Source organism: Kitasatospora sp. NPDC088134 (assembly GCF_044741705.1).
In the GTDB taxonomy this organism is placed as follows: domain Bacteria; phylum Actinomycetota; class Actinomycetes; order Streptomycetales; family Streptomycetaceae; genus Kitasatospora.
In genome coordinates this window covers 420,587-446,971 of sequence record NZ_JBIUTD010000004.1, presented here as the reverse complement: position 1 = coordinate 446,971, position 26,385 = coordinate 420,587, and the positions used below count along the sequence as shown (strand labels likewise).

18 protein-coding genes and 1 pseudogene are annotated in these 26,385 nt (G+C 74.0%); 4 read left to right on the top strand and 15 right to left on the bottom strand.

The features are described 5' to 3' along the window. Positions 1 to 259 (top strand): annotated as a pseudogene (locus ACIOHG_RS09980) (IS5/IS1182 family transposase); the annotation flags it as partial. A gap of 19 nt (positions 260 to 278) precedes the next feature. On the opposite strand, the gene ACIOHG_RS09975 reads toward ACIOHG_RS09980, so the two are convergent. The 3 genes from ACIOHG_RS09975 to ACIOHG_RS09965 all read right to left on the bottom strand — a co-directional run bounded on the left by ACIOHG_RS09975 (position 279) and on the right by ACIOHG_RS09965 (position 4,429). Continuing rightward, entirely contained in the window at positions 279 to 1,349 is a 1,071-nt protein-coding gene (locus tag ACIOHG_RS09975; protein ID WP_400947633.1) for a hypothetical protein, read from the bottom strand. Between the two features lie 282 nt (positions 1,350 to 1,631). Next, a complete protein-coding gene (locus ACIOHG_RS09970; RefSeq protein WP_400947630.1) occupies positions 1,632 to 3,161 on the bottom strand; it encodes a glycosyltransferase family 39 protein in 1,530 nt (509 codons plus the stop codon). Between the two features lie 68 nt (positions 3,162 to 3,229). Next, the gene (locus ACIOHG_RS09965; RefSeq protein WP_400947628.1) at positions 3,230 to 4,429 is read right to left on the bottom strand and encodes an acyltransferase family protein; all 1,200 of its coding nucleotides are present in this window, start codon (positions 4,427 to 4,429) and stop codon (positions 3,230 to 3,232) included. A gap of 305 nt (positions 4,430 to 4,734) precedes the next feature. Between ACIOHG_RS09965 and ACIOHG_RS09960 the strand changes: the two genes are divergently transcribed. Further along, positions 4,735 to 5,997, top strand: coding sequence for a glycosyltransferase family 87 protein (locus tag ACIOHG_RS09960; protein WP_400947625.1), 1,263 nt, complete (start codon positions 4,735 to 4,737; stop codon positions 5,995 to 5,997). Between the two features lie 59 nt (positions 5,998 to 6,056). On the opposite strand, the gene ACIOHG_RS09955 is transcribed toward ACIOHG_RS09960, so the two are convergent. Then, on the bottom strand, positions 6,057 to 6,737 hold the full coding sequence (locus tag ACIOHG_RS09955; RefSeq protein ID WP_400947622.1) for a LuxR C-terminal-related transcriptional regulator: 681 nt from the start codon (positions 6,735 to 6,737) through the stop codon (positions 6,057 to 6,059). Continuing rightward, on the bottom strand, positions 6,730 to 8,148 hold the full coding sequence (locus ACIOHG_RS09950; RefSeq protein ID WP_400947620.1) for a PspC domain-containing protein: 1,419 nt from the start codon (positions 8,146 to 8,148) through the stop codon (positions 6,730 to 6,732). Before ACIOHG_RS09950 ends, ACIOHG_RS09955 begins: the two co-directional genes overlap by 8 nt. 134 nt (positions 8,149 to 8,282) lie before the next feature. Between ACIOHG_RS09950 and ACIOHG_RS09945 the strand changes: the two genes are divergently transcribed. Both ACIOHG_RS09945 and ACIOHG_RS09940 read left to right on the top strand, forming a co-directional pair. Continuing rightward, positions 8,283 to 9,827 (top strand): PspC domain-containing protein, encoded by a 1,545-nt coding sequence (locus tag ACIOHG_RS09945; RefSeq protein ID WP_400947617.1) that lies wholly within the window; start codon positions 8,283 to 8,285, stop codon positions 9,825 to 9,827. Further along, the gene (locus tag ACIOHG_RS09940) at positions 9,827 to 10,057 is read left to right on the top strand and encodes a hypothetical protein (protein ID WP_400947614.1); all 231 of its coding nucleotides are present in this window, start codon (positions 9,827 to 9,829) and stop codon (positions 10,055 to 10,057) included. Before ACIOHG_RS09945 ends, ACIOHG_RS09940 begins: the two co-directional genes overlap by 1 nt. Here the strand turns inward: ACIOHG_RS09940 and ACIOHG_RS09935 are convergent. The 10 genes from ACIOHG_RS09935 to guaB all read right to left on the bottom strand — a co-directional run bounded on the left by ACIOHG_RS09935 (position 10,054) and on the right by guaB (position 26,320). After that, positions 10,054 to 11,070 (bottom strand): Rieske 2Fe-2S domain-containing protein, encoded by a 1,017-nt coding sequence (locus ACIOHG_RS09935; RefSeq protein WP_400947612.1) that lies wholly within the window; start codon positions 11,068 to 11,070, stop codon positions 10,054 to 10,056. The two genes, ACIOHG_RS09940 and ACIOHG_RS09935, sit on opposite strands and share 4 nt — an antisense overlap. A 139-nt stretch (positions 11,071 to 11,209) precedes the next feature. Further along, positions 11,210 to 12,796, bottom strand: a complete 1,587-nt coding sequence (gene guaA, locus ACIOHG_RS09930) for a glutamine-hydrolyzing GMP synthase (RefSeq protein ID WP_400947610.1) — start codon at positions 12,794 to 12,796, stop codon at positions 11,210 to 11,212. A 781-nt stretch (positions 12,797 to 13,577) separates the two neighbouring features. After that, complete coding sequence (locus tag ACIOHG_RS09925) at positions 13,578 to 15,164, bottom strand: hypothetical protein (RefSeq protein ID WP_400947607.1); 1,587 nt, start codon at positions 15,162 to 15,164, stop codon at positions 13,578 to 13,580. A 65-nt stretch (positions 15,165 to 15,229) separates the two neighbouring features. Continuing rightward, a complete protein-coding gene (locus ACIOHG_RS09920) occupies positions 15,230 to 17,038 on the bottom strand; it encodes a GMC oxidoreductase (RefSeq protein WP_400947604.1) in 1,809 nt (602 codons plus the stop codon). Beyond that, entirely contained in the window at positions 17,038 to 18,645 is a 1,608-nt protein-coding gene (locus ACIOHG_RS09915) for a succinic semialdehyde dehydrogenase (protein ID WP_400947602.1), read from the bottom strand. Before ACIOHG_RS09915 ends, ACIOHG_RS09920 begins: the two co-directional genes overlap by 1 nt. A gap of 74 nt (positions 18,646 to 18,719) precedes the next feature. Beyond that, complete coding sequence (locus tag ACIOHG_RS09910) at positions 18,720 to 20,333, bottom strand: serine/threonine-protein kinase (protein ID WP_400947600.1); 1,614 nt, start codon at positions 20,331 to 20,333, stop codon at positions 18,720 to 18,722. Between the two features lie 156 nt (positions 20,334 to 20,489). Further along, positions 20,490 to 21,578 (bottom strand): protein kinase, encoded by a 1,089-nt coding sequence (locus ACIOHG_RS09905; protein WP_400947597.1) that lies wholly within the window; start codon positions 21,576 to 21,578, stop codon positions 20,490 to 20,492. A gap of 98 nt (positions 21,579 to 21,676) precedes the next feature. Beyond that, positions 21,677 to 23,329 (bottom strand): serine/threonine-protein kinase, encoded by a 1,653-nt coding sequence (locus tag ACIOHG_RS09900; RefSeq protein ID WP_400947595.1) that lies wholly within the window; start codon positions 23,327 to 23,329, stop codon positions 21,677 to 21,679. 209 nt (positions 23,330 to 23,538) lie between these two features. Continuing rightward, complete coding sequence (locus ACIOHG_RS09895; protein ID WP_400947594.1) at positions 23,539 to 24,657, bottom strand: GuaB3 family IMP dehydrogenase-related protein; 1,119 nt, start codon at positions 24,655 to 24,657, stop codon at positions 23,539 to 23,541. 160 nt (positions 24,658 to 24,817) lie between these two features. Further along, a complete protein-coding gene (gene guaB, locus ACIOHG_RS09890) occupies positions 24,818 to 26,320 on the bottom strand; it encodes an IMP dehydrogenase (RefSeq protein ID WP_400947592.1) in 1,503 nt (500 codons plus the stop codon). Positions 26,321 to 26,385: the final 65 nt, after the last annotated feature.

Below are 26,385 nucleotides of genomic sequence, written 5' to 3'. Positions count from 1 at the left end.
CCGGATCAAGGCCGTCATTCCGGAGAAGGCCGACCAGGCCGCCAACCGGAAGAAGAAGGGCAGCGCGGGCGGTCGGCCCGTCGCACACGACGCCGAGCTCTACAAGGACCGCAACACCGTCGAGCGCCTGATCAACAAGCTGAAGGCCTGGCGGGGCATCGCCACGCGCTACGACAAGAAGCCCGAGAGCTACCTCGCCGGCCTCCACCTCCGGGCCTCGATGATATGGATCAAGGACCTCACCAAGCCCAATCCTTGATCACAATCAGATACACGCCCTAGGGCGCGTTCGGGTAGACCAGGACGATGTAAGCGCCGTAGAACGCGGAGACGACCGCTGCCCCGGCCAGGATCAGCGCCACGGTGGCGCGGCTGCGCAGCCTGGCCAGACCGACCGCCAGCGGCAGCAGCAGGCCGAAGGCGGGCAGCAGGAAGCGCGCCCGGCAGTTGAAGTAGGCCGCGTCGCCGAATGCCAGCACGAGGATCCCGGCGCTCAGCAGCACCAACGGCAGCGGCTGCCGCTGGATCAGCGAGACCCCGAAGAGGATCACCGCGGCGAACAGCACGACCGCGACCATGACGTCGGCCAGCCAGACCTGCCCGGAGTTGGTCAGCAGCCCCTGGAAGGACCTGAAGGTGGCCCGGCCGAAGTCGAACTCCGACTGCCACGCCTCCTGGATCTTGAAGTAGGCGTCCCACCGGCCCTTCTGCAGGCCGACCCAGCCGATGTAGCCGACGGCGCCCGCCGGAGCGATCACCATGGCGACCAGTGGACGCCACCACGCGGACGCCCGCTGCTCGACGCTGCGCCGCCGCCAGGTGCACAGCTCCCACAGGGCCGCGGCGCCGATGGCGCCGGCCACCGCGAGGCCGGTGGGCCGGGTGAGTCCGGCGAGCACCGCGAGCAGTCCGGCGGTCAGCCAGCGGCGGCAGATCGCCTGGTACACGGCCCAGGCGGCGAAGGCGGTGAACACCGGCTCCGAGTAGGCCATGCTCTGCACGGCGGCGTGCGGGAGCACTCCCCAGAGGACGGCGGCCATCACGCCGGTGCGCCGGTTGTAGAGCTTGGCGGCCACCGCGTAGATGCCCCAGGCGGCAGCGAGCGAGCCGGCCCAGGCAACCAGCAGTGCGGCCTGGCTGATCGACAGCGGCAGCAGCCACGCCGTCCACCGGGTCACCGTGGGGTACAGCGGGAAGAACGCGTACATCTCGTAGTCGCCGTGCGGGCCCGGGATGGGCGCGACACCGGCGTAGCCGAGCCGGGCGATCGACTGGTAGAGCGGCGCGTCCCACAGGACGCTCAGCCGGTGCAGTCCCGACTCGGGGCGGCCGCGCGACCACAGCACCACGACGAGCACACCGAGGGCGCGGGCGGCGGCGTACCCGAGCAGGGCGGGCGCCGCGCCCCGCAGTGCGGCCGCGGACCTGGCCGTCCGGCCGCGTCCCCGTACGACCGAGCGGGCCGACGTCCCGGATGCCGGACCGGCTTCACGACTCGGTGCGGATGATGTGTCCGTACCCACTGAGGGCTCCTGCGAGGCTGCACCCCGTCATTGACGGAGTAGTGAGACAAATAACGTGGCGTACAGTACAGCCCGATCCCGGGGTACCCGCGGTCCCCCGTCCCCGGCTCAGCTCGGGTGCGGCCGTTCCATGAGGGTGACGGTCAGGCCCTGCACGTGCTGCACGGTGGACTTCCGGTACTGCGCGGACAGTGCCCGCGTCTCGGCCTCCGGGAGGTCCTTGAACGGGTCGTCGACCGAGCCGTACGTGACCACCCAGATCCGGTCCACCCCGGTGAGGCAGGCCGCCGGGTCGGCGCAGGGCGTCGAGTACAGGTCGTCGTTCTCGACCGGGGTGCGCGCGACGAACACGTCCTTGGGCCGGACGCTGTCGGGCAGGTAGTAGTCCAGGGCGAACGCGAGCATCATGTACTCGCTCGAGCCGCGGACCGGGACGATGCCGTCGCCGGGCCGGTAGCCGGTGGCGACGATCCGGGCCGCGGCCTTCTCGTTGGACCACTCGTGAGCGGTGGAGGTCCGCAGGTTCTGCTGATCGGGCACGCCGAGTCCGGCCACCACGGCGAGGCCCACCGCCGTGAGCGCACGCGGGCGCAGCGCGGCCAGGCCCGCTGCCGCAAGCACGGCCAGCGCGGGCACCGCGAAGAGCTCGTACCTGTCGAGGAAGTACGAGGTCTTGCCCTGCGAGATCACCCAGACCGCGATGATCGGCAGCACGCCGATCACACCGATCTCGAAGGCCCGGCGACGGCCCGCGGGCCAGGCGGCGGGCATGCCGGCCAGCGCGGCGATGCAGACGGCGACCAGCACCGACCCGAACAGGCCCGTCCAGAGCGAGCCGAAGGAGCTGAGGCCCGGCGTCGTCAGCCAGGAGATCTGCCGCCCCACCTGCTGCCGGCCGAGCACCACCACCGGGAGCACCGGGAGCAGGCCGACTGCCACGGCGGCCGGGAAGCCGATGAGCAGCTTGCGCTCGCGCCGCGGCCGGCGCATCGCCACGACGACCAGGTGCCCGATCAGGACGGCCAGCGCCACCATGTGGAACAGCCCGGCGAACGCGACGGCGACCGAGTAGGGCAGCCAGCGCAGCACCGTCGGCCGCTCCAGGGCGCGCAGCAGCAGCCAGGTGGCGGCGGAGACGGCGAGCACGGCGAACGCGTAGGAGCGGACCTCCTGCGCGTAGCGGGACATCGACGGGATCACGGCGAACAGCAGGCCCGCGACGACGGCGGTCCGGGTGTCGAACAGCTTGCGCGCGGCGAGGGTGACGAACACCGCCGCGCCGGTCATGGCCAGCGCGGAGGGCAGCCGGAGCACCGCCGGGGAGTCGCCGAACAGCGAGATCCAACCGTGCATCAGCAGGTAGTAGCTGCCCGAGACGGCGTCGACGTGCCGCAGCATGTCGAGCAGTTCGCCGGTGCTGCGGGCGGCCGCGCTCCAGGTCGCCAACTCGTCGCGCCACAGCTGCGGCCGCTGGGCGCCCCGGACGCCCAGCGCGAGCATCAGGAGCGCGGGCCACAGCCAGAAGAACCTGCCGACGAAGGCCGTGCCGGGGAGCCGTCGCCGACCGTGCTCGGCGCGGTCGGGCGTTGGGGCAGCGGCCTCGTCGTGGTGCAGACCGTCGGTGGTGTTCACCGTCATCGCGCTGGTTTCTCCGCGGCTATCCGTGGGGACGTTCGGGCCAAGATCGAAGGATACCGACGGCCGGATCAGGCCTTCCCGTCGGCCTCGGCCGTGGGCACACCATTGCGGCGGATCTGCCGGAAGGACGCTTCCAGCTTCCGCTTCAGCAGCGGAGCCAGCGGGCGCTCCACCAGCCGGTGGACCACCCAGGCGAGCAGCAGCATGGCGGCGCCGACCACGATCAGCGTCGGGTAGGGCGGCAGGTGGCGGCGGACCCTGGTGATCAGCTGCCAGCCGATCTCCTGGTGCAGCAGGTAGAGCGGGTAGGTGAGCGCCCCGGCAGTGGTCAGCCACTTCCAGTTCATCCAGTTGAAGGCGCCGAGCGCGGCCGCGGCCACCACGGCGAAGGCGGCCGTGGTGAAGCCCACGGTGACCAGCCACGACAGGTGGTGCCGGGTGCCGTACTCGTAGCCGTAGATGACACCGCGGATCTGGTCCTGGGCGATCAGCCAGCAGGCGATCAGCATGAACCACAGCAGCAGGTTCGGCCCGAACCGGTACATCAGGTAGATCACGATGCCGCCGATGAAGTACCAGGCGTACGTCGGCTGCGCCATGGCGGTGAGGATCGGCCAGTCGGCCTGCATGGCGAGCAGGGCGACGAAGCCCCAGATCGCGCAGAACGCGACGACCCGGCGGTAGGTCAGGCCGAAGGCCAGCAGGATGCCGAAGAGCACGTAGAAGCGCATCTCCGACCAGAGGGTCCAGTACACCGGGTCGAGGTTGTCGACCCCGAGCGGCATGTTCAGCATGGTGAGGTTGCTGAGGATGCGGGTGTAGGTCGGGCGGTTCGTGTTGTCGCCCCAGATCGTCGGCACGACCAGCATCACGGCCGCGGTGAGCAGCACGCAGCACCAGTACGCGGGGAAGAGCCTGACGATCCGCGAGGTGACGAAATCGCCCATCGACCTGCCCCAGCAGGACATGCAGATGACGAACCCGCTGATCAGGAAGAACAGTTCGACGCCGGTCCAGCTGTAGGCGCCGATCAGGTGGCCGACCGGCATCAGCTTGCTCGGCAGGCCGTGCCAGACCGCGGGGAAGCGTTCGACGCCCAGCCAGTGCCAGCCGACCACGCCCATCGCCGCGATCAGGCGCAGCCCGTCGAGGACGTAGAGCCGAGGACGCTTGCCGGTGCCCGCCGCCCCCTTGGGCGCACCCTGCGGCGGCTCCGTGGCGAGGGACGGCCCCGGAGCCGGGGAGGCGGAACCGATCGTGGAGGTCATCTGCTGCGGCTCTCGGGTTCAGTCGGCGCGGAAGGTGTCCGCCCCACCACGGGGCCGACGGGAGGTCGGTCCTCGGGGAGGCTCGGGCGTCCGCATGTTCGTGTGCGGCAAGACTGCTCGAGTCCCCATCCGCGCGGAGCGCCGCTTGGATACTACCGACAATCCCACGAGGCAACGGCAACGCCCCAGCCGCTGGTGTACGAATCGCGCGTTCGGGGTGCCGGTATGGTTCTCGCGGTGCGCGTGCCCGGTGCTCGAGCCGTCCCGGACGCCACCGCTTCCGATCCCACGTGAAGGACCACTCGATGCGGACCGTCTTCTCGGAACTCCGATCCCGCCACGACGACCGGCAGGCTACGGCGCAGCCCGGGCTGATCACCTGGCTCCAGGGCCGCGCACCGGTCCCGCTGGTGGTGGGAGCCGTACTGCTGCTGCTCAACGCGTACTACCAGGCCTACCACGCCGGCAACAACGGGCTCGACAACACCTGGGTGACCGACGCGGCGCGGCTGTTCGTCGACGGCAAGGCACCCTACGCCAACGAGCGCTTCCTGTACCTGCCGGCCGGTGTGCTCGTCGGCGTCCCGCAGACCCGGCTCGGGCACGAGACGCTGCTCGCGGTGGTGCCTCTGGCGGGCATCGTCCTCGTGCTCGGCGGTTGGTTCTTCGCCCTTCGGCTGTTCGCCGTCCCGGTCCTCAGCCGACTGGCGGTGCTCGTGGCCGGCGGCCTCGCGATGTTCGAACCGTTCACCAACGTCGTCCAGATCGGCAACTGGACGTCCGGCTACGTGCTGGTGCTGCCGCTCGCCCTCCTGCTGGCCCGCCGGGAGCAGTGGATCGCGGCGGCGGTGGTGCTGGGTCTGGCGATCAGCATCAAGCCGATCCTTGCGCCGGTGGTCCTGCTGTTCCTGATGGCGCGCCGCTTCCTCGCGTTCCTGACCGTGCTCGCGCTGCCGCTGGTGATATCGGTCGCCGCCGGCGCGATGATGCCGCAGGCGAGCCTGTTCGTCACCAAGACGCTGCCGTACCTGCTGAAGGGCCAGGGCGACTTCGCCACCCCGTTCGACGCGTCGATCGGGAACGTCCTGACCCGGCTCGGTCTGCCGGAGTCGGCCGCGAGCGTGCTCGGCCTCGCGGTGGGCGCGGCCACCGTCCTGCTGGCCTGGCGGCGGTGGCGCAACGGCGGCGACCAGGCACTGCGGCTCGCGGAGACCTCCGCGATGCTGATGCTGGCCGCGTTCCTGGCCAGCAAGCCGTCCTTCGACCACTACATGCTGATCCCGCTGGTCCCGGTGGTCGCGGGCGTCCTGGTCCCCGGGGCGGCGGCCCGCTCGCCGTGGTTCTGGCTGGGCCTGATCCCGATGGTCAACGGTCTCAACCTTCCGTACGTGAGCGCCTGGAACACCTACAACTACCGGGTCACCTTCACCAACAGCATGACGGCGGCGGTGCTCGCCGTCCGGTCGCTGTTCCCCGCGCGCGCCGGGTACGACGCCCGGCAGCAGCCCGCCGCGGCCGGCCCGGCGGTGGCCGCCGAGGAGGCCCCGGGACTGCTGTCCCCCCGCTGAGCCGCTGGGCGAGGGGGTGTGAGGGGCCGGCCCGCGGCGCGGGCCGGCCCCTCACCGTTTCAGACCAGGCGCCGGGCGGTGGCCCACCGGGTCAGCTCGTGCCGGTTGGAGAGCTGGAGCTTGCGCAGCACCGCGGAGACGTGGCTCTCCACCGTCTTCACCGAGATGAACAGCTGCTTGGCGATCTCCTTGTAGGCGTAGCCGCGGGCGATCAGCCGCAGCACCTCGCGCTCGCGCTGGGTGAGCCGGTCGAGGTCCTCGTCCACCGGCGGGGTGTCGGTGGCGGCGAACGCGTCCAGCACGAAGCCGGCCAGCCGGGGCGAGAACACCGCGTCGCCGTCGGAGATCCGGAAGATCGCGTTCACCAGGTCGGTGCCGGTGATGGTCTTGGTCACGTAGCCGCGGGCGCCGCCGCGGATCACGCCGATCACGTCCTCGGCGGCGTCCGAGACGGACAGCGCGAGGAAGCGCACCCCCTCGACGCCGACCGAGCGGCGCAGCACCTCGACGCCGCCGCCGCCGGGCAGGTGGACGTCCAGCAGCACCACGTCGGGGCGGGTCTCGGCGACCACCCGGACCGCGGACTCGACGTCGTCGGCCTCGCCGACCACGTCGATGCCGGTCTCCTCGGTGCGCCCGATCTCGGCGCGCACCCCGGTGCGGAACATCCGGTGGTCGTCCACCAGGACCACCCGGGCCCGCCGCCCGGGTGCCGCCGCTCCTGACACCGCGTCAGTCATCTGCCGCCCTCTCCATCTCCAGCTCGACCTCGGTCCCGCCGTCCGGCGCGGGCCGCACCCGCGCGGTGCCGCCGTTGCGCCGCATCCGGCCGAGGATCGATTCGCGTACGCCCATGCGGTCCTCGGGGAGGTCGTCGGGGTCGAAGCCGGGGCCGTGGTCGCGGACGAACACCGACACCGTCCTCCCCTCCACCTCCGCGTAGACCTGGACCGGTCCCCCGCCACCGTACTTGGCGGCGTTCACCATGGCTTCCCTGGCCGCCTGGGTCTGGGCGGAGATCTTCTCGTCCATCGGGCAGTCGCCGACGCAGACCAGCTCCAGGTGGACGCCGTGCCGGTCCTCGACCTCGGCGACGATCTCGCGCAGCCGCTCGGCCAGGGTGTCCGGCGCGGCCTCGGCGGCGGCCTCCGGGCGGTACAGCCACAGCCGCAGCTCACGCTCCTGGGCCCGGGCGAGGCGCAGCACCTCCTTGGGGTCCTCGGCCCGGCGCTGGATCAGGGTCAGGGTGTGCAGCACCGAGTCGTGGACGTGCGCGGCGATCTCGGCCCGCTCCTGGGCCCGGATCCGGGCGGTGCGCTCGGCGCCGAGGTCCTGCCACAGCCGCAGCGCGGACGGCCCGGCCAGCACCAGCACGCCCGCGACCACCGCCAACGAGGACTCGACCACCAGCGCCACCGGCGAGCCGACGCCCTGCATCACGAAGTAGCCGATGATGCCGGCCACCACCAGCAGCACCCCGGCCAGCACCCGCAGGTAGGCGCCCTTGCGGCTGCCCGGCTCCAGGCCGAACCAGCTCTGCCAGCGCGAGTCGTCGGCCTGCCGCCACACCAGGGCGACGCCGACGCCGACCGCGAGCAGCGGCCACACGTACGGCTTGGCGGTCTGGATGCCGAGCGCGGACAGCAGCGCCATCACGCCGATGACCAGGCCGATCAGCGCGAACAGCTGGCCCAGGCTGCCGCCGCGCTGCCCGGCGGCGGCCCGGCCGGCGCCGGACGCGGTGGCCCCGGCGGGCGCGGCGGCCGCGGGCACGGCGGTGAAGGGGGCGCCGTCGTCGCCGTGGAAGGTGCGCTCCAGCAGTTCGCGCAGCCGCCCGGGCCGGCGGCCGCCCGGCTCCTCGGCGGCCCGGCGGCCGGCCCGGGGCGCGCCGGGGGCGGCCTCGTTGATGCCGAGCGGCACCACCACCCAGAACGCGGCGTACAGCAGGGTGCCGATGCCCTGGCTGAAGAACAGCACGATGAACGCCAGCCGGACCCAGGTGACGGGCACGCCGAGGTGCACGGCCAGCCCCTGGCAGACGCCGCCGAGGATCCGCCCGTGCGGGCTGCGGTACAGCCGCCGGTAGGGCGGTGCCCCGGCCGGGGCGTCGGTCGGGGCGGTGTCGGGGGTGCGGGTCTCGGGTGCGGCCACGGCACCGATGGTGGCAGGTGCCGGGCCGACGGCGCATCAGGGTCCGGCCCTACCCCCTCCTCAGGGACAGTTCAGGGTCGCCCCCGGGCCCCGGACGGTTGGGCGCGGCCCGGCGGACCGGAAGGATGGAGGGCATGACGGACGACCAGATCCCGGCGGACGCACCGGAGAACGACGCACCGGAGAATCCCGCCGACCCGCCGCGCCCGGTGCTGACCCGCTCCTCCCGGCACCGGGTGGTGGCGGGCGTGTGCGGCGGCCTCGGCCGCTACCTGGACATCGACCCGGTGGTGTTCCGGGTGGTGCTCGCGGTGCTCGGCCTGACCGGCGGGCTCGGGTTGTTCCTGTACGGCCTGGCCTGGCTGGTGGTGCCGCGCGAGGCCGAGGACGGCGAGGGCGGCCGGACCGAGCTGCAGCGGGTGCTGACCGGCCGGGTGGACGGCCAGTCGGTCGGCGCGGTGGTGCTGACCGTGATCGGCACCGGGGTGTTCCTCTCCTCGATGGGCGACGGCGACCAGCTGTTCCCGCTGCTGCTGCTCGCCGCCCTGGTCTTCCTGGCGCTGCGCTACGACCCGGAGCGCCGCCGCCGGATCAACGGGGGCGCCGCCCCGCCGCCGGAGGCCGAGGGCGGCCCGTACGACCGGTTGGACGTGTCCGGCCCGTTCGCGGACTGGAAGTCCTGGGGCGAGGCGATGAGCCGGGACCTGCGCGGCGAGTGGAAGGCCCGCTCGGCCGAGTTCCACGAGCGGGTCGCGGCCTGGCACGGCGAGCAGGCGGCCCGGACCGCCTCCGGCGCGCCGGAGGCTCCGGACACCCCGCCGGCCGGCCCGTCCGGCTACCTGTGGGACCCGCGGCACCCGGAGCGCGACCCGTACGGCGCGACGCCGCCGGGCGCCCCCGCGCAGCCCTGGTGGCAGCGCACCGACCTGCCGGACGGCGACCCGCTGCGCAAGCAGCCGCCGGCCGAGGGCCGGGCGGAGCACGCGGAGCGGCACCGGCAGGCGCACTTGGACGCGATGGACCGGCACCGGGAGAGCATGCGCCGGCACCACGAGTGGAAGGCCAGGAGGAAGGCGGAGCGCGGGAGTTCGGTGCTCGGGGCGTCCGCGCTACTGGTGTCGGTCGGCGCGGCCTGGGCGGTCGCGGCGAGCGACCACGGGCACCACCGCTGGTCGACGGTGCTGGCGGTGGCGCTGCTGCCGCTGGGCCTGGCGATGGTGGTCAGCGCCCGCTGGGGGCGGACCCGCGGACTGACCGTCCTGTCGCTGCTGGTGACGGCGGCCCTGGTGCCGGCGGCCAACAGCCCGGTGACGGTCGCGGACTCGGTCGGGGACCGCTCCTGGACGGTCGCCGCCGCGGACAGCCCGCGCGAGCGGTACGTGCTGGGGGTCGGCGACGCCCGGCTCGACCTGTCGGCGGTGGACCCGCGGGGCGGCACCGTCCGCACCTCGGTGTGGCTGGGCACGGGCGACGCCCGGGTGGCCGTCCCGCCCGGGGTGGAGCTGCGGCTGAAGCTGCGGAACGGCGCCGGCGAGGTCAAGCTGCCCGACGGGCAGTCCTTCGACGGTCCGCTGACCAGCGAGGACGTGGTGATCGAGGTACCGGACGGGCAGCCGTCCAAGGGAGTACTGGACCTGACGGTGACGGTGGGCGCCGGTGACATCAAGGTGGTGCGGTGATGCGGAAGCATCGGTTCGACCTGTACGCGCTGGTCGCGGGCGGCCTGTTCAGCACCCTGGCGGTGGTGTACCTGGTGGCCTCGCTGAACGACCGCGAGGTGAACAGCCGCTTCGTGCTGCCGCTGGCCCTCATCGTGCTCGGCGCGGGCGGCCTGGGCGCCGCCGTCCTGGCCGCCGCCCGCCGCAACCGGGGCGGGTCGGCGGACGACGCGGAGCGGGACGCGGACTAGCTCTTCTGCTGCGGGCCGAGCCGCAGCTGGTCGCCGTTCTTGGTGACGGTGTACTTGGGCAGCGGCTTCACGGCCGGGCCGGTGATCACCGCGCCGGTGGCGGCGTCGAACTTGGAGCCGTGGCACGGGCAGTAGAGCTGGCCGTCCTTGGGCGGGTTGACGGCGCAGCCGGAGTGGGTGCAGACCGAGGAGAGGCCGGCGTACTGGCCGGCGGCGGGCTGGACGATGTAGACGGCGTCGCCGCTGGCCGGGTCCTTGACGGTGGCGGAGCCGCCGACCGGGACCTGCGCGGCGGGCACGCTCGGCCCGCCGTTCTGCTCCTGCGGGACGGGACTGGTGGCGCCCGGCGTGCCGGCGGCGGTCGCGGGGGCGGCGTTCTCGTCGCGGCCGAGGGTGGCGGTGAGCGAGCCGGAGAGCAGGCCGGCGCCGCCGAGCGCGACCGCCGCGATGCCGCCGTCGAGCAGGGCCCGGCGGCGCACCGCGTCCTCGGCGAGGCCGCGGCCGCGGTCGCGCTCGGCCCGGGCGGCGAGGTAGCCGTCGACCGAGAGCACGGGGGTGCCGGCCAGCAGCAGCGGCGTCCAGGCCATCAGGTAGGCGAGGTCGTTGCCGAGGTAGTACGGGGTGGTGTGGAAGCTGACGGTCAGCCAGAGGGTGGCGGACAGCAGCGCGCCGCCGAGCGCGGCGATCCGGCCCCACAGGCCGAACAGGGTGCCGAGGCCGACGGCGAGCTCGCCGAAGGCGATCAGCAGGCCGAAGAAGGTGGGGGCGTCCAGCGCGGGGCCGAGCGCCCAGCCGATCGGGCTGCTGCCCTTCGCGGCCTTGGTCTGGGCGTAGAAGGAGGCGGCGTCGCCGGCGCCGGCCAGGTAGTGCGTGTCGGAGAGCTTGTCGAAGGCGGCGTAGACGAAGGTCACCCCCAGGAACAGCCGCAGCGGCAGCAGGGCGAGCCGGCTGCCGGTCGCCTTCCACTGCCCGGTCGGTCCGGCCGTGCTCCGCGCTCTGGTGCCCGCCGCCATCGTTGACGCCCCTCTCCCTCACCGCCTGCCGTCCGCCGACAGGGTCGGTCCGATTGTGCCCAATGCCGATCGCACATGACCGCGCCGCCACTCCCTGTTCATGGGGACTGGCGGCGCGGTCACACGGTTGCCGGTGGGATCACTCCCACTCGATGGTGCCCGGCGGCTTCGAGGTGACGTCCAGGACGACCCGGTTCACGTCCTTGACCTCGTTGGTGATCCGGGTGGAGATCTTCGCCAGCACCTCGTAGGGCAGCCGCGACCAGTCGGCGGTCATGGCGTCCTCGGAGGAGACCGGGCGCAGCACGATCGGGTGGCCGTAGGTGCGGCCGTCGCCCTGCACGCCGACGCTCCGCACGTCCGCCAGCAGGACGACCGGGCACTGCCAGATCTCGGCGTCCAGGCCGGCCAGGGTCAGCTCCTCGCGGGCGATGGCGTCGGCGTCGCGGAGCAGGTCCAGGCGCTCCTTGGTGACCTCGCCGACGATCCGGATGCCCAGGCCCGGGCCGGGGAACGGCTGGCGCTGGACGATCTCGGCGGGCAGGCCGAGCTCCTGGCCGACCATCCGGACCTCGTCCTTGAACAGCTTGCGCAGCGGCTCGACGAGCTGGAACTCCAGGTCCTCGGGGAGGCCGCCGACGTTGTGGTGCGACTTGATGTTGGCGGTGCCGGTGCCGCCGCCGGACTCCACCACGTCCGGGTACAGGGTGCCCTGGACCAGGAACTCCACGGCCGGGCCCTCGTCGGCGATGATGTCGGCCTGGGCCTGCTCGAAGACCCGGATGAACTCGCGACCGATGATCTTGCGCTTGGTCTCGGGGTCGGAGACGCCCGCCAGCGCGGTCAGGAAGCGCTCCTCGGCGTCGACCACCACCAGCTTGACGCCGGTGGCCGCGACGAAGTCCTTCTCGACCTGCTCGGTCTCGCCCTTGCGCATCAGGCCGTGGTCGACGTACACGCAGGTCAGCCGGTCGCCGATGGCGCGCTGCACCAGGGCGGCGGCGACCGCGGAGTCCACGCCGCCGGACAGGCCGCAGATGGCGCGCTTGTCGCCGACCTGGGCGCGGATCAGCGCGACCTGCTCCTCGACGACGTTGCTGGTGGTCCAGTTCGGGGCGATGCCCGCGCCGCGGTACAGGAAGTGCTCCAGCACCTGCTGGCCGTGCTCGGAGTGCATCACCTCGGGGTGGTACTGCACGCCGTACAGCTTGCGGGCGTCGTCCTCGAAGGCGGCGACCGGCACCACGTCGGTGGAGGCGGTGACGGTGAAGCCCGCGGGGGCGGCCGAGCAGGCGTCGCCGTGCGACATCCACACCGACTGCTTCTCCGGGGTGCCCTCGAACAGGGTGGAGCCGGCCCGGGTGACGGTCAGCGCGGTGCGGCCGTACTCGCGGGCGCCGCTGTTGTCGACGGTGCCGCCGAGCGTCTTGGCCATCAGCTGGAAGCCGTAGCACATGCCGAAGACCGGCACCCCGGCCTCGAAGAGCGCCCGGTCGAGCTGCGGGGCGCCCTCCTCGTAGACCGACGACGGACCGCCGGAGAGGATGATCGCCCGCGGGTTCTTGGCGAGCATCTCGGCGACCGGCATGGAGCTCGGCACGATCTCGCTGTAGACCCGCGCCTCACGCACCCGACGGGCGATGAGCTGGGCGTACTGGGCACCGAAGTCGACGACCAGGACGGTGTCGTTCTCGGGTGCGGACTGGACGGGGGAGTCAGCGGACACAGACGGCCTTCCGGCGGCGGTACGAACGTACAAAAGCGGGTGTCGCCCCCGAGTCTACCGGGAGGCTTTCACCCGACTGCCCGCGCCGCAGCCCGTGACCGCAGCGGGCGGCGAATCGTTGCACCGGGAGACCGCACGAGACCGCCGGCGCCCTCCAGGTGCGGGCGGCACCCCGTGCGGCGGACCACGCGTGGATCATCTCCGGTCCACCGGGTGCGCGTGGCGGGCACGGGCCCGCCGTGGGACCGCGCCCCGGTGCTGCGGTCGGGCCAGCAGGGGACAGCGAACCCGTTCCGCGACCGGGCGGACCCGGGGTGTGGCGGCCGGTACCGGTGCCGGCCGCCACACCTCAGTCAGCCGCCCGCTCCGGCGTACGCCCCGGTACGCCCCGCATGCCGTTATCACCCAGAGTAGTCGTTCCGGACGATCGGATTCGGCGCCCCCACGCGCCGGGTCCGTTTCCGGCTCCCCCGAAATTGCGTCGAATCGGTTGCACGGCACGGCCCTCGTCCAGGACGATGCTGGAAGACGGGGGGCTCACCGCACTCCCCCCGCCCGGGGGTCGACCGTCCGCGCGACGGTTCCCTTCTCACGCTCCGTGAGGCCCATCCGGCCGCCGTCGGCGCGTGCCCGAGACCATTCCTCCGCGACGGCGCTCCTCCCCCGGCGCCGTCACCCCAGCACCGGCGCGGCCCTGACGCCGGGTGCTGGAACGACAAAGGGCCCCGTTCCCCCGCGGGGCCCTTTGCCCTGTCCGGGCCCGGGGCCTGCCGGGCCCCCGTCAGTCCGCCGCAGGCCGCCGGTAGGCGGCGTGCGGGTCGCCGTCCGCGCCGGCCGCGGCGAGCGGACGGGGCCGTTCCTCCAGCACCAGCTCGACCAGGCCGTGCCGCTCGCCCCCGTCCCGCTCCGGCACGTCCTGCTCCGGCACGTACCGCTCCGCCGCCCCGACCCGGGCTTCGAGCGGCGGCGCGTCCGCCCGCGGCGGGGCCCACGGCGCCGGACTGCGGCGCACCGCGTCGAGCACGGCGGGCACCGCGAGCGCGCCGAACAGCGCCCAGGCCGCGAAGGCGATCAGCACCGAGGGCAGCTCCCAGCCCAGCAGGTCGAGCCCGCTGCTGCGGCCGTCCTTCTTGAACGCGGACTCCACGGTGGCCCAGGTCGAGGTGCCGAGCACCGGCACGGCGGTGAGCACCGCGTACACGCCGGCCAGCCGGAGCCGGTCGAGCTGGGTGAGCCGGCCGCGGTGCGCGGACCAGCCCAGCGCCAGCGCCGCCAGCAGCGGCAGGAGCGCGGCCAGCCACCACCGGGCGCCCGCGTCGCCCAGGTCGTAGAGGGCCGCACCGGGCCGGCCCAGCAGCAGGGGCCGCGCGCCGCTGCCGAAGCCGAGCAGGTAGAGACCGCCGTTGACGGTGAGCGAGACGTAGGGCGCCCGAACGTGCAGCCCGTCGGAGAGCAGGCGCAGCACGGCGGAGACCGCGGTGAGCAGCACCAGCAGCACGCCGGCCACCCGGGCCGCGTGCTGCCAGGCCAGCAGCAGGCCGCCCAGCCAGGGGCGGTGGGCGGCCTCGGCGCGCAGCGCGGCCGCGCCGTCCACGGCCAGCACCAGGACGGCGGCGGCGAGGCCGGCGGACAGGCCCAGCGGCAGCAGGAGCGGGCCGGTGTCGGTGGTGGCCCTGGTCAGGCTGCCGCCGGTGAGCGCGACCGAGGTGTGCTCGCTGCCCAGCAGGCCGAGCAGCAGCGCCACCGCGGCGGACAGCGCACCGGTCCGCAGCGCCTGGAGCGCGGCGGCGCGGGCGGTCGGTTCGGCCGCGCCGGTGCGGCGGCGGCCCCGGGCGACGGCGTACAGGCCGAGGCCGAGCGCCAGCAGCCAGGCCAGCGTGATCGTGTACGGGACGACGTGGTCGGTGACGGTGTTGCCGATCACCACCGCCCCCTTGGAGGCGGGAGTGCTGGAGCCCGTCGACGCCCGCAGCGGGGTGCCGAAGGCGGTGAGCACGTAGCCGAGCCAGCTCTGGAAGCCGCTGCCCGATCGGCCGACGGCCGTGAGCCTGGGGGTGTCCTCGGGCCGGTCGTCGCCCGCCGTGCACAGCACCGCGGTGACGACCAGCAGCAGGGTCGGCGCGAGCAGCACCCGGCCGGCGGTGAGCCAGCCCGGGGAGAGCGCCGGGAGTTCGCGGGCGTGGTGCACCCGGCCGGCGCCCCACGGGGAGGGGCCGACGGGGGCACCGGCGCCGGCCTCGACCGCCTCGCCGATCGCGCCGACCTCGACCACCTCGCCGATCGCGGCGGGCGCGAGCCGCCCGCCGCAGTTGGCGCAGCTGTCCGCGGCGCCCGCGGCGGCGGCCCCGCAGGACGTGCAGATGGGCATGCTGGGTCCCCCCGGGATGGTTCGTGCTTCGAGGGCCCGTTTATCCCACCGTGGGTGAAGGGATGTCAATTGCCTTCCGGGGTACGGCGGGGCACTGTCGGGACGGGCAGCAGCGGCAGCCGCAGCTCGCCGAACGCGCCCGTCGGGACGGCCGGCCGGTGCGGGGCGACGGGGGCCACCGGCCGGTAGGCGGCGCCGGGTTCGGGGCGCGGGTCGGCCTCGCCCCGGTTGGGCCACATCGACAGCGCGCGCTCGGCCTGCGCGGTGATCGTCAGGGACGGGTTGACGCCGAGGTTGGCGGAGACCGCGGAGCCGTCGACGACGCTGATCCCGGGGTGCCCGTACAGCCGGTGGTAGGGGTCGACGACGCCGGTGTCGGGGCTGTCGCCGATCGGGCAGCCGCCGAGGAAGTGCGCGGTCAGCGGGATGTCGAAGATCTCGCCGACGGTGGAGCCGGGGAAGCCGTTGATGGAGGCGGCGAGCGCCCGGGCGCCCTCCTCGGCGACGGGGATGTAGTTCGGGTTGGGCGCACCGTGGCCCTGCCGGGAGGTCAGTTTGCCGTTCTTCAGCGAGACGGTCAGCGAGTTGTCCAGGGACTGCATGACCAGGCCGATGATGCTCTTCTCCGACCAGCGGTGCTGGTTCATCGACTGGGCGAAGATCCACGGGTGCCGGCCGACCGCGCCGAGGTAGCGCAGCCAGCGCGGACCGCGCCCGGCGCCGGAGACCTGCTGGATGGAGAGCGCGCCCATCGCGTTGGAGCCACGGCCGTAGCGGACCGGCTCGATGTGGGTGTTCTCGTCGGGGTGCACGGAGGAGGTGATGGCGACGCCGCGGGTGAAGTCGGGGCGTTCGCCGTAGCGCCGGGTGGAGGTCTGGGCGCCCACCAGGGCCTCGGAGTTGGTGCGGGTGAGGTGGCCGAGCCGGGCGGAGATCCGGGGCAGCTGGCCGCCCTCGCGCATCCGGTGCAGCAGGCTCTGGGTGCCGTAGGTGCCGGCCGCGACGACGACCCGCTCGGCGGTGATGGTGCGCGCCCCGGCCTTCTTCGCCCGCCGGGTGCGGGCGTCGGTGGGCAGCACGTCGACGGCGTAGCCCTCGCCGTGCGGGCGCAGCCGCTTCACGGTGGTGAGCGGCAGGATCTCGGCGCCGGCCCGCTCGGCGAGGTACAGGTAGTTCTCGGTGAGCGTGTTCTTGGCGCCGTGCCGGCAGCCGGTCATGCACTCGCCGCACTCGGTGCAGGCCCGGCGCTTCGGCCCGGCACCGCCGAAGTACGGGTCGTCGACCTCGCCGCCGGGCGCGGCCTTGGCCTCGCCGGTGCCGTCCTGCCCGTCGCCGAAGAACACCCCGACGGGGGCCATGTGGAAGGTGTCGCCGCAGCCCATCGCCTCGGCGGCGGCCTTCAGGTGGACGTCGGACGGGGTCATGGTGGGGTTGAGCCGGACGCCGAGCATCCGCTGCGCCTGGTCGTAGAACGGGGCGAGTTCGGACTGCCAGTCGGTGATGTGCGCCCACTGCCGGTCCTCGAAGAACGGCCTGGGCGGGACGTACAGCGTGTTGGCGTAGTTCAGCGAGCCGCCGCCGACGCCCGCCCCGGCCAGGATCAGCACGTTGCGCAGCAGGTGGATGCGCTGGATTCCGTACAGGCCGAGGGCGGGGGCCCACAGGTAGTCGCGGGTCGCCCAGGAGGTGCGGGGCAGTTCCGCGCGGTCGAACCGCCGGCCGGCCTCCAGGACGGCGACCTTGTAGCCCTTCTCGGTCAGCCGCAGCGCGGCGACGGACCCGCCGAAGCCCGAACCGACCACCACGACGTCGTAGTCGTACGACACTGCCCCTCCTCGGGTGCTGGCACCACTGCGGGCACCACTGGCTGGCACTACTTCAGTCGGAAGGCCTTCATGAGCTTGAGGCCGGTGGTGAAGAACTCGGCGAACTTCGCGTCGTCCATGCCCATCGACGGGCCGATCGGCAGCAGCCGCTGGACGGCGACGGTCTGCGCCTCGGTGTAGCGCAGGATGCCCTCGGAGCCGTGCCGGCGGCCGAGGCCGGAGTCGCCCATGCCGCCCATCGGGGAGGCGACCGAGCCGTAGGCGGCGGCGTAGGCCTCGTTGATGTTGACGGTGCCGGTGTGCAGCCGGGCGGCGACCTTGCGGCCGCGGGCGGTGTCCTTGGTCCAGACGCTGGAGTTGAGGCCGTACGGGGTGGCGTTGGCGGCGGTGACGGCCTCGTCCTCGGTGTCGAAGCGGTAGACCGACACCACCGGGCCGAAGGTCTCCTCGGCGCAGACCGCCATGTCGGGGGTGACGCCGTCGAGGATGGTGGGTTCGAAGAACAGCGGGCCGAGGTCGGGGCGGGCCTGCCCGCCGGCCAGCACGGTGGCGCCGGCCTTGACGGCCTCCTCGACGTGCCGGGTGACGGTCTCCAGCTGGCGGGCGGAGACCAGCGAGCCCATGTCGGCGCCGTAGGCGAGGCCGCCGCCGAGCCGCAGCGCGGAGGTCTTCTCGGCGAACTTGGCCAGGAAGGCGTCGGCGACCGAGCGGTGCACGAAGAGCCGTTCGATGGAGATGCAGAGCTGTCCGGCGGAGGAGAAGCAGGCCCGGACGGCGCCGGCGGCGGCCTTGTCGAGGTCGGCGTCGGCGAGCACCAGCATGGCGTTCTTGCCGCCGAGTTCGAGCGAGGCGCCGATCAGGCGCTCGGCGGCCCGGCGGGCGACGTCGCGGCCGGTCCGGGTGGAGCCGGTGAAGGCGACGTAGTCGGCGCGCTCGACCACCTCGGGGCCGACCACGGGGCCGTCGCCGAGGACGATCTGCCAGACCTGCGGGGGCAGTCCGGCCTCGACGAAGAGCTCGCGGGCCCAGAGCGCGGTGAGCGCGGTCTGGGTGTCGGGCTTGTTGACGACGGCGTTGCCGGCCAGCAGGGCGGGCAGCGCGTCGCCGACGGACAGCTCCAGCGGGTAGTTCCACGGCGAGATCTGGCCGACCACGCCCTTCGGGCGGCGGGCCTCGACGGCGCTGGTGAGGCCGGGCACGGCGCCGCCGCGGCGGCGGTCCTTCAGGTAGGCGGCGGCCCTGCGGCCGTAGTGGCGGGCGGCCGAGGCGACCGCCATCACCTCCTCGAAGGCGTGCAGCCGGGCCTTGCCGGTCTCGGCCTGGATCAGGTCCAGCACCTCGTCCTGGCGCTTCAGCAGCAGGTCGTGGAAGCGCAGCAGGACGCCGGCCCGGTGCCGGACCGACAGCGCGGCCCAGCCGGGCTGGGCCCGCCGGGCGTCGGCGAAGGCGCGCTCGACGTCCTCGGTGCCGGACACCGGGAGCAGCGCGAGCGGCTCCCCGGTGAGCGGTGCGAGGGTCTGCGCCGTCGCGTCGCCGGACGCGGTGACGCCCTTGGCCAGCCGCGCGATCAGCGCCGCCGGCACCGCCGTGGCGACGCCGCGCGCCGCCCCCTTCGCCGCAGGATTGCGGCGGCCCTGGCTCGTGCTCTCCGTCATGCGGGCAGCCTAGAGCCTGGACCCCGAGTTGTGTACCCGCCGGTAACACTTTGGCCGGCGGGTGTCGGGATCGACTACTTGACGGGCGTGAAGTTGTTCAGGACGGTGGTGAAGCGTTGCAGGCTCTGCGTCCAGTCGCTCTCCGGCCCGGACACGTACACCATGTAGGACGTCCCGTCGCCGTTGCGGAACTCGGCCTCCTTGGCGCGCCGCTTGACGCCGTCCTTGCTGAAGGAGAACTCCCAGACCGCGCCCTCCCAGCCGTGGATCCGGGCCGGCACCAGGCCGACCTGCTGGTAGTCGCGCAGGTTGCGGCTGACCGAGGTCTCCATCTCCGCCAGGTGCTGCAGCGGGGCCAGCGGCTGACCGGCCGTCACCGCGAACTGCAGGTAGTGGTCCCGGCCGTCGGGCGAGTAGTAGATCTGCCCGCTCGACTCGGTGCGGACCCACTTCCCGGTGGTCGGCAGCAGGAACCGGAAGCCGCCCGGGTCGTCCTGCCAGGCCCAGCCCGCGGGCGCGGGCGCGTCGGTCGGCACCGCGCCGGTGGGCGCCGGGTCGACCACCGCCGGGGGGTTGTCGTCCTGCCGCTGCACCTGGCGGTGCCGGTGCTCGGTCCAGTACGCGGCGCCGCCGCCCGCCCCCGCGAGCACCAGCACCGCCACCAGCGTCCACAGCACGGTGCGGCCGCGCCGCCGGGCGGCGGGCGCCGGCGGCGCCGCCGGGACGGCCGCGGGCACGGTGGCCGGCTCGGCGGCGGGCGCGGCCGCGGCCGCCGCGGCGGGCCGGTCGACCACCGGCACCAGCTGGGTCGGCAGCCGGTGCTCGCCGCCCTGCTCGGGGACGCGCAGGCCGAAGGTGTGCCCGTCGGCGATCTCGCGCAGCATCCGGACCGCCTCGTCGGCGCCGGGCCGGTCGGCGGGGTCCTTGGCGAGCAGCGCGGCCAGCACCGGGGCGAGCCCGGCGGCCCGGCGCGGCTCCGGCATCGGCTCCTCGACGACGGCGGTGAGCGTGCTCAGCGGGTTGTCGCGGCGGAACGGCGACTCGCCCTCGACCGCGTGGTAGAGCGTCGCGCCGAGCGCCCACAGGTCGGAGGCCGGGCCGGGGCGCTGGCCCTGGGCGCGCTCCGGGGCCAGGTAGTCGGGCGAGCCGATCAGGTCGCCGGGGCGGGTGATCTCCAGCGCGCCCTCGAACTTGGCGATGCCGAAGTCGAGCAGCACGACCCGCCCGGTGCCGTGCTCCAGCAGCACGTTGGCAGGCTTGACGTCCCGGTGCAGCACGCCGAGCTGGTGGCCCCGGTGCAGGGCCGCGACCAGTTGCAGGCCGACCCCGGCCGCCTCACGGGGCGTCAGGGTGCCGTCCTGGCTGATCACCTCGGACAGCGCCCGGCCGTCGACCAGCTCCATCACGATCCACGGCCGGCCGTCCTGCTCCAGCACGTCGTGGATGGTGATCACACCCGGGTGCTTGATCCGCGCGGCGGCCCGCGCCTCGCGCTTCATCCGGGACTGGAGGATCTCCAGGTCCTCCTCCGAGAGGTGGCTGACCGTCAGTTCCTTGACGGCCACCTCCCGGTCCAGCATCTCGTCCCTGGCCCGCCAGACGGTCCCCATCCCGCCCCGGCCCAGGCGCTCGCCGAGCGCGTACCGCCCGGCCAGCAGACGGTCCGTCGACTGGTCCTGCCCACCCATACGACCGTCCCCCCTTCGGTTCCCCCCACCGTCGGTCGGACGGCGTCACGGCACGTCGGATGCCACGCGCACCGACGATGAGGAGGTAAGCCTAGGCCGCACCGGGCCGGGCGGGAATCTCGGCCCGGCCGCGCCGCGCACGGTGACCGGCCGCTCTCAGCCCGCTACCAGGACGATCGCGGCGATCGCCGCGACCAGCAGCGCCAGCACCCCCGCCAAGATCAGCGGGCCGAGCAGCGCGGGCGCCACCCGGGGCGGCCGGGCCGGGGCCTGACGGTCCGTCGCCGGCGGCGCGGGCCGCCGCCGGGCGGCGCGCGGCCGGGGCACCAGCGGGCCGGCCGCGGGGCGGGGCACCGGCAGCAGCGGGTCGGGCGGCCCGTCCGGGTACGGCTCGGGGGCGAACGCCAGCAGCTCGCGCAGCTCCCGCTGGACGGCCTCGGCGTCGGGCCGGTGCCGGGCGTCCGGCCGCAGCAGCCGCTCCACCAGCGGGCGCAGCGGCCCGCAGCCGTCGGCGGGGTGGTGCCGGCCGTCCCGGACGGCGGCCAGCAGGGTCGGCAGGTCGTGCTCCGGGTAGGGGCCGTGGCCGGTCAGCAGCCGGTACAGCAGCACGCCCAGCGCCCAGGTGTCGGCGGGGGCGCCCGGGTCGATGGCCCAGCGCTCGGCGCGCGGGCCGAGCATCAGCGCCCGGGTCTCGTACACCCGGCGCGGCACCTCGCCGCCGAGCGCCGCGCACAGCTCCTCCTCGGCGGCGCCCAGCAGCAGGCCGCCGAGCAGCGCCGCGCCGTCCTCGCAGACCAGCACCGTACGGTCCGTCAGGTTCCCGTGCGTCAGCCCGGCCCCGTGCAGGGCCCGCAGCGCGCCGGCCAGGTCGGCGCCGATCTCGGCGACCCGGTACGGGGAGACCGGTCCGTTGCCGGCCAGCTGCTCCAGCGGAACGCCGGGGACGGCCTCCTCGGCGATCCACAGCAGGTCGCCCTCGGGCCCGGCGGCCAGCCCGCGCAGCAGCCGCGGGTGGGCGGGCGCGGCGGCGGCGACCTGGGCGACCCGGGCGGTCAGCCGGGGCCCGTAGGAGGGGGCGGGCGCGCCCGGCGGGTGGCCGGGGACCAGCAGCTCGGGCAGTTCCAGGGCGAACAGCCGCACCCGGGCGCCGCCGTGGACGTCCACCGCGGGCACGCCGGACTCGTCCTCCGGACGGTCCGTCACCCGGTACCGCCCGGCCACCACCTGCCCCGGGGCCGTTCGCATGCCTGTTCCTCACGCCGTCGTCCCGTCAGCCTACGGCTCCCCGGCCGCCCCTGACCCCGCTCCGTGGGGCTTTCGCCGCGCCGGGGCGCCAACGCCCGCTACGGGGCGGGCTGGAAGCTCTCGAAGGAGATCCGGCGGGCCAGCGAGCCGTCCGGCGCGGACCACACCTCCTCGGGCATCGTCCAGTAGATCGCGTAGCCGTACTTGCCGTTGCCGGTGACGAAGCCGCGGTTCAGCGAGTGCAGCAGGGTGCCGGTCTTGCCGGTGTACGTCCACTCCCAGTCGGCGGCGTTGCTCCAGTTCCGGTACGCCACCGGTTCGACCCTGACCTTGCGGTAGTTGGTCATCCTCGCGTTGCGGTCGGACTCCTGCCAGTCCTTCAGCGCGCTGTCCCCGGCCGGGGACTGCCAGTCGACGACCAGCCGCAGCCCGTGCCCCTCGAAGCGCCGGCTGGTGGCCCGGTAGTCGGGGCCCTGGTCGGTCATCCACTCGGGCAGCACGATGCTGAAGCCGGAGGCGTCCTTGTGCACGGTGTAGCCCTCGGGTATCTGCCCGGGCGTGGTCAGCGCGCCCGGCTGCTCGGTGGCCGACGCGCTCGGCGCGGGCCCCGGGGTGCCGCTCGCGGCGGGCCCGCCGGTGCCCGCGGCGGGCTGCTGCGGCGCCACCGACGCGCCGGCGCCGTCCGCGGAACTCGCCCCGGCGGTCTTCCCGTTGGGCCACCACACCACCAGCGCGGCCACCAGCAGCAGCACCGCGACCACCGCGGCGCCGGCCAGCGCCGCCCGCCGCCGGTCGGCGAACGGCCCGGCCGGGCGCGGCGGTTCGGCCGCGGCGGGCTGCGGCGCGGGCTGCTCGACGGTCTCCGCGGCGGGCGGCGCGGCCGGGGCCGCCACCGCGACGGTCTCCGCCTCGGGCAGCGCCTGCCCGGCGGCGATCCGGCGCAGCAGCGGGCGGGCCGTGTCGGCGTCCATCCGCTTGGCCGGGTCCTTCTCCAGCAGGCCCGCGATGACCGGCCACAGCGGCCCGGCCTGCTCCGAGACCGGCAGTTCCTCGGTCATCACGGCGGTCAGCGTGGCGAGCGCCGAGCCCCGGTCGTACGGCGGGACGCCCTCGACCATGGCGTACAGCGTGCCGCCGAGCGACCACAGGTCGGAGGGCGGTCCGGGCCGCTGGCCGCGGGCCCGCTCGGGCGCGATGTAGGAGGGTGCGCCGACCAGCATGCCGGTGGAGGTGATCGAGGTGTCGCCCTCGACGCTGGCGATGCCGAAGTCGGTGAGCACGGTGCGCCCGTCCTCGCCGATCAGCACGTTGGACGGCTTCACGTCCCGGTGCAGCACGCCCTGGCTGTGCGCGGCGCCGAGCACCCCGAGCAGGTCGAGCGCGATCTCCGCGGCCCGGGCGGGCGTCAGCGTGCCGTCCTCGCGCACCACGTCGGCCAGCGAGCGGCCGTCGACCAGCTCCATCACGATCCAGGGCCGGCCGTCCTCCTCGACCACGTCGTAGACGGTGACGGCGGCGGCGTGCCGGATCCGGGCGGTGGCCTTGGCCTCGCGCAGGGTCCGGACGATCAGCCGGTGCTTCTCGGCCTCGTCGACGGCCCCGGTCATCCGGAGCTCCTTGACCGCGACGACCCGGCCCAGCACCTCGTCCTCGGCCCGCCAGACGGTGCCCATGCCGCCGCGGCCGAGCACCTCGCCCAGCCGGTAGCGGTCCCCCAGCAGTCGGCCGGCCGGTTCCTGCGGCTGCGTCATCGGTGCGCTCTCCCCATGGTGTTGCGGCCTCGGCGGGCTCCCCGGGCCACGACCTGACGGCCTGTCGAACCACCACGGGGCCGACGCCGCACGCCGGAACCCCCATCATCCCCTGTCCGCCCCCGCCGGAGCTACCCGCCCCCGTCCCCGAACGGACGGAGGGGCCCCGCTGCGCCGGCGGGGCCCCTCCGTCCGTTCCCGACGGGGTGTCAGCGGCCGGGGTTGACCGTGACCTCGACCCGCTGGAACTCCTTCAGCTCGGTGTAGCCGGTGGTGGCCATCGCCCGGCGCAGCGCGCCGAACAGGTTCATCGTGCCGTCGGGGGTGTGCGACGGGCCGGTGAGGATCTGCTCGGTGGTGCCGACGGTGCCGAGGTGGACCCGCTTGCCGCGCGGCAGCTCCTCGTGGACGGCCTCCATGCCCCAGTGGTGGCCCCGGCCGGGCGCGTCGGTGGCGCGGGCCAGCGCGGCCCCGATCATCACCGCGTCCGCGCCGCAGGCCACGGCCTTCGGGATGTCGCCGCTGTAGCCGACGCCGCCGTCCGCGATCACGTGCACGTAGCGGCCGCCGGACTCGTCCATGTAGTCCCGGCGGGCCGCCGCGACGTCCGCCACCGCGGTCGCCATCGGGACCTGGATGCCCAGCACGCCCCGGGTGGTGTGCGCGGCGCCGCCGCCGAAGCCGACCAGCACGCCGGCCGCGCCGGTCCGCATCAGGTGCAGCGCGGCGGTGTAGGTGGCGCAGCCGCCGACGATCACCGGCACGTCGAGCTCGTAGATGAACTGCTTGAGGTTCAGCGGCTCGGCCGCGCCCGAGACGTGCTCGGCCGACACCGTGGTGCCGCGGATCACGAACACGTCGACGCCGGCGTCCACGACGGCCTTGGAGAACTCGGCGGTGCGCTGCGGCGAGAGCGCCGCGGCGGTCACGACGCCCGAGTCACGGACCTCCTTGATCCGCTCCTTGATCAGCTCGGCCTTGATCGGCTCCGCGTACACCTCCTGCAGGCGCCGGGTCGCCGCCGCCTCGTCGGTGATGGAAGCGATCTCCGCCAGCAGCGGCCGCGGGTCCTCGTACCGCGTCCACAGGCCCTCCAGGTTCAGCACGCCCAGGCCGCCCAGCTGCCCGATCGCGATGGCCTGCTCCGGCGACACCACGCTGTCCATCGGCGCGGCCAGGAACGGCAGTTCGAACCGGTAGGCGTCGATCTGCCAGGCGATCGAGACCTCCTTCGGGTCACGCGTACGGCGGCTGGGGACGACGGCGATGTCGTCGAAGGAGTACGCCCGGCGGCCGCGCTTGCCTCGCCCGATCTCGATCTCAGTCACTTCGAGCCCTTCTGCTGCTTTCCATCTCCCGACCAGTATCGCAGGAGCTCAACCGCCGGGGGCGCGGGGAACCGCGCGCGCCGGGGGGCCGGAACGGCAGGATCCGCCCGAACCGCAGTCGCCTGCAGCTCGGGCGGATCCCGGCGTTACGCCAACACCCTTACCGCGAGGTGTAGTTCGGCGCCTCGACGGTCATCTGGATGTCGTGCGGGTGGCTCTCCTTCAGGCCCGCCGAGGTGATCCGGACGAACCGGCCCTTGGTCTGCATCTCCCCGATGCCGGCCGCACCGACGTAGCCCATGGTCTGCCGCAGGCCGCCGACCAGCTGGAACAGCACCGCGGACAGCGGGCCGCGGTACGGCACCTGGCCCTCGATGCCCTCGGCGATCAGCTTCTCGTCGGAGGTGACCTCGCCCTGGAAGTAGCGGTCCTTGGAGAAGGACTTCGCCTGCCCGCGCGACTGCATCGCGCCGAGCGAGCCCATGCCGCGGTAGGACTTGAACTGCTTGCCGTTGATGAACAGCAGCTCGCCGGGCGACTCCTCGCAGCCCGCCAGCAGCGAGCCGAGCATCACGGTGTCGGCGCCGGCGGCCAGCGCCTTGCCGATGTCGCCGGAATACTGCAGGCCGCCGTCGCCGATGACCGGGACGCCCGCGTCCTGGCAGGCCAGCGCGGCCTCGTAGATCGCGGTGACCTGCGGGACGCCGATGCCGGCGACCACCCGGGTGGTGCAGATGGAGCCCGGGCCGACCCCGACCTTGACGCCGTCCACGCCCGCGTCGATCATCGCCCGGGCGCCGTCGCGGGTGGCGACGTTGCCGCCGATGACGTCGATGCCGACCGCCGACTTGATCTTGGACATCCAGCTCAGCGCGTTGCTGTTGTGGCCGTGCGAGGTGTCGACGACCAGGAAGTCGACACCGGCGGCGACCAGCGCCTGGGCCCGCTCGAAGGACTCGGCGGAGGCGCCGACGGCGGCACCGACCAGCAGCCGGCCCTCGGCGTCCTTCGCCGCGTTCGGGTACTTCTCCGCCTTCACGAAGTCCTTGACGGTGATCAGGCCCTTGATCCGGCCCTCGCCGTCGACCAGCGGCAGCTTCTCGATCTTGTGGCGGCGGAGCAGCGCCACCGCGTCCTCGCCGGAGATCCCGACCTGGCCGGTGATCAGCGGCATCGGCGTCATGATCTCGGAGACCCGGCGGCTGCGGTCGGTCTCGAAGGCCATGTCGCGGTTGGTGACGATGCCGAGCAGCTTGCCGTCCGGGCCGGCGACCGGGACGCCGGAGATCCGGAACCGGGCGCACAGCGCGTCCGCGTCGGCGAGCGTGGCGTCCGGACCGACCGTGATCGGGTCGGTGACCATGCCGGACTCGGAGCGCTTCACCAGGTCGACCTGGTTGACCTGGTCCTCGACCGACAGGTTGCGGTGCAGGACGCCGACGCCGCCCTGACGGGCCATCGCGATCGCCATCCGCGACTCGGTGACCTTGTCCATCGCGGCGGACAGCAGCGGGATGTTCACCCGCACGTTCCGGGAGACCCGCGAGGAGGTGTCGACCTGGTTCGGCAGCACCTCGGAAGCCCCGGGCAGCAGCAGGACGTCGTCGTACGTGAGACCGAGCATGGCGAACTTCTCGGGTACGCCGGCGGCGTTGTAGGACATGGGGAACCTTCCGTGGCGGGCCGTCGTTCAGCGCACGGACGCCCGGCTCGTCGGCCTCCAAGACG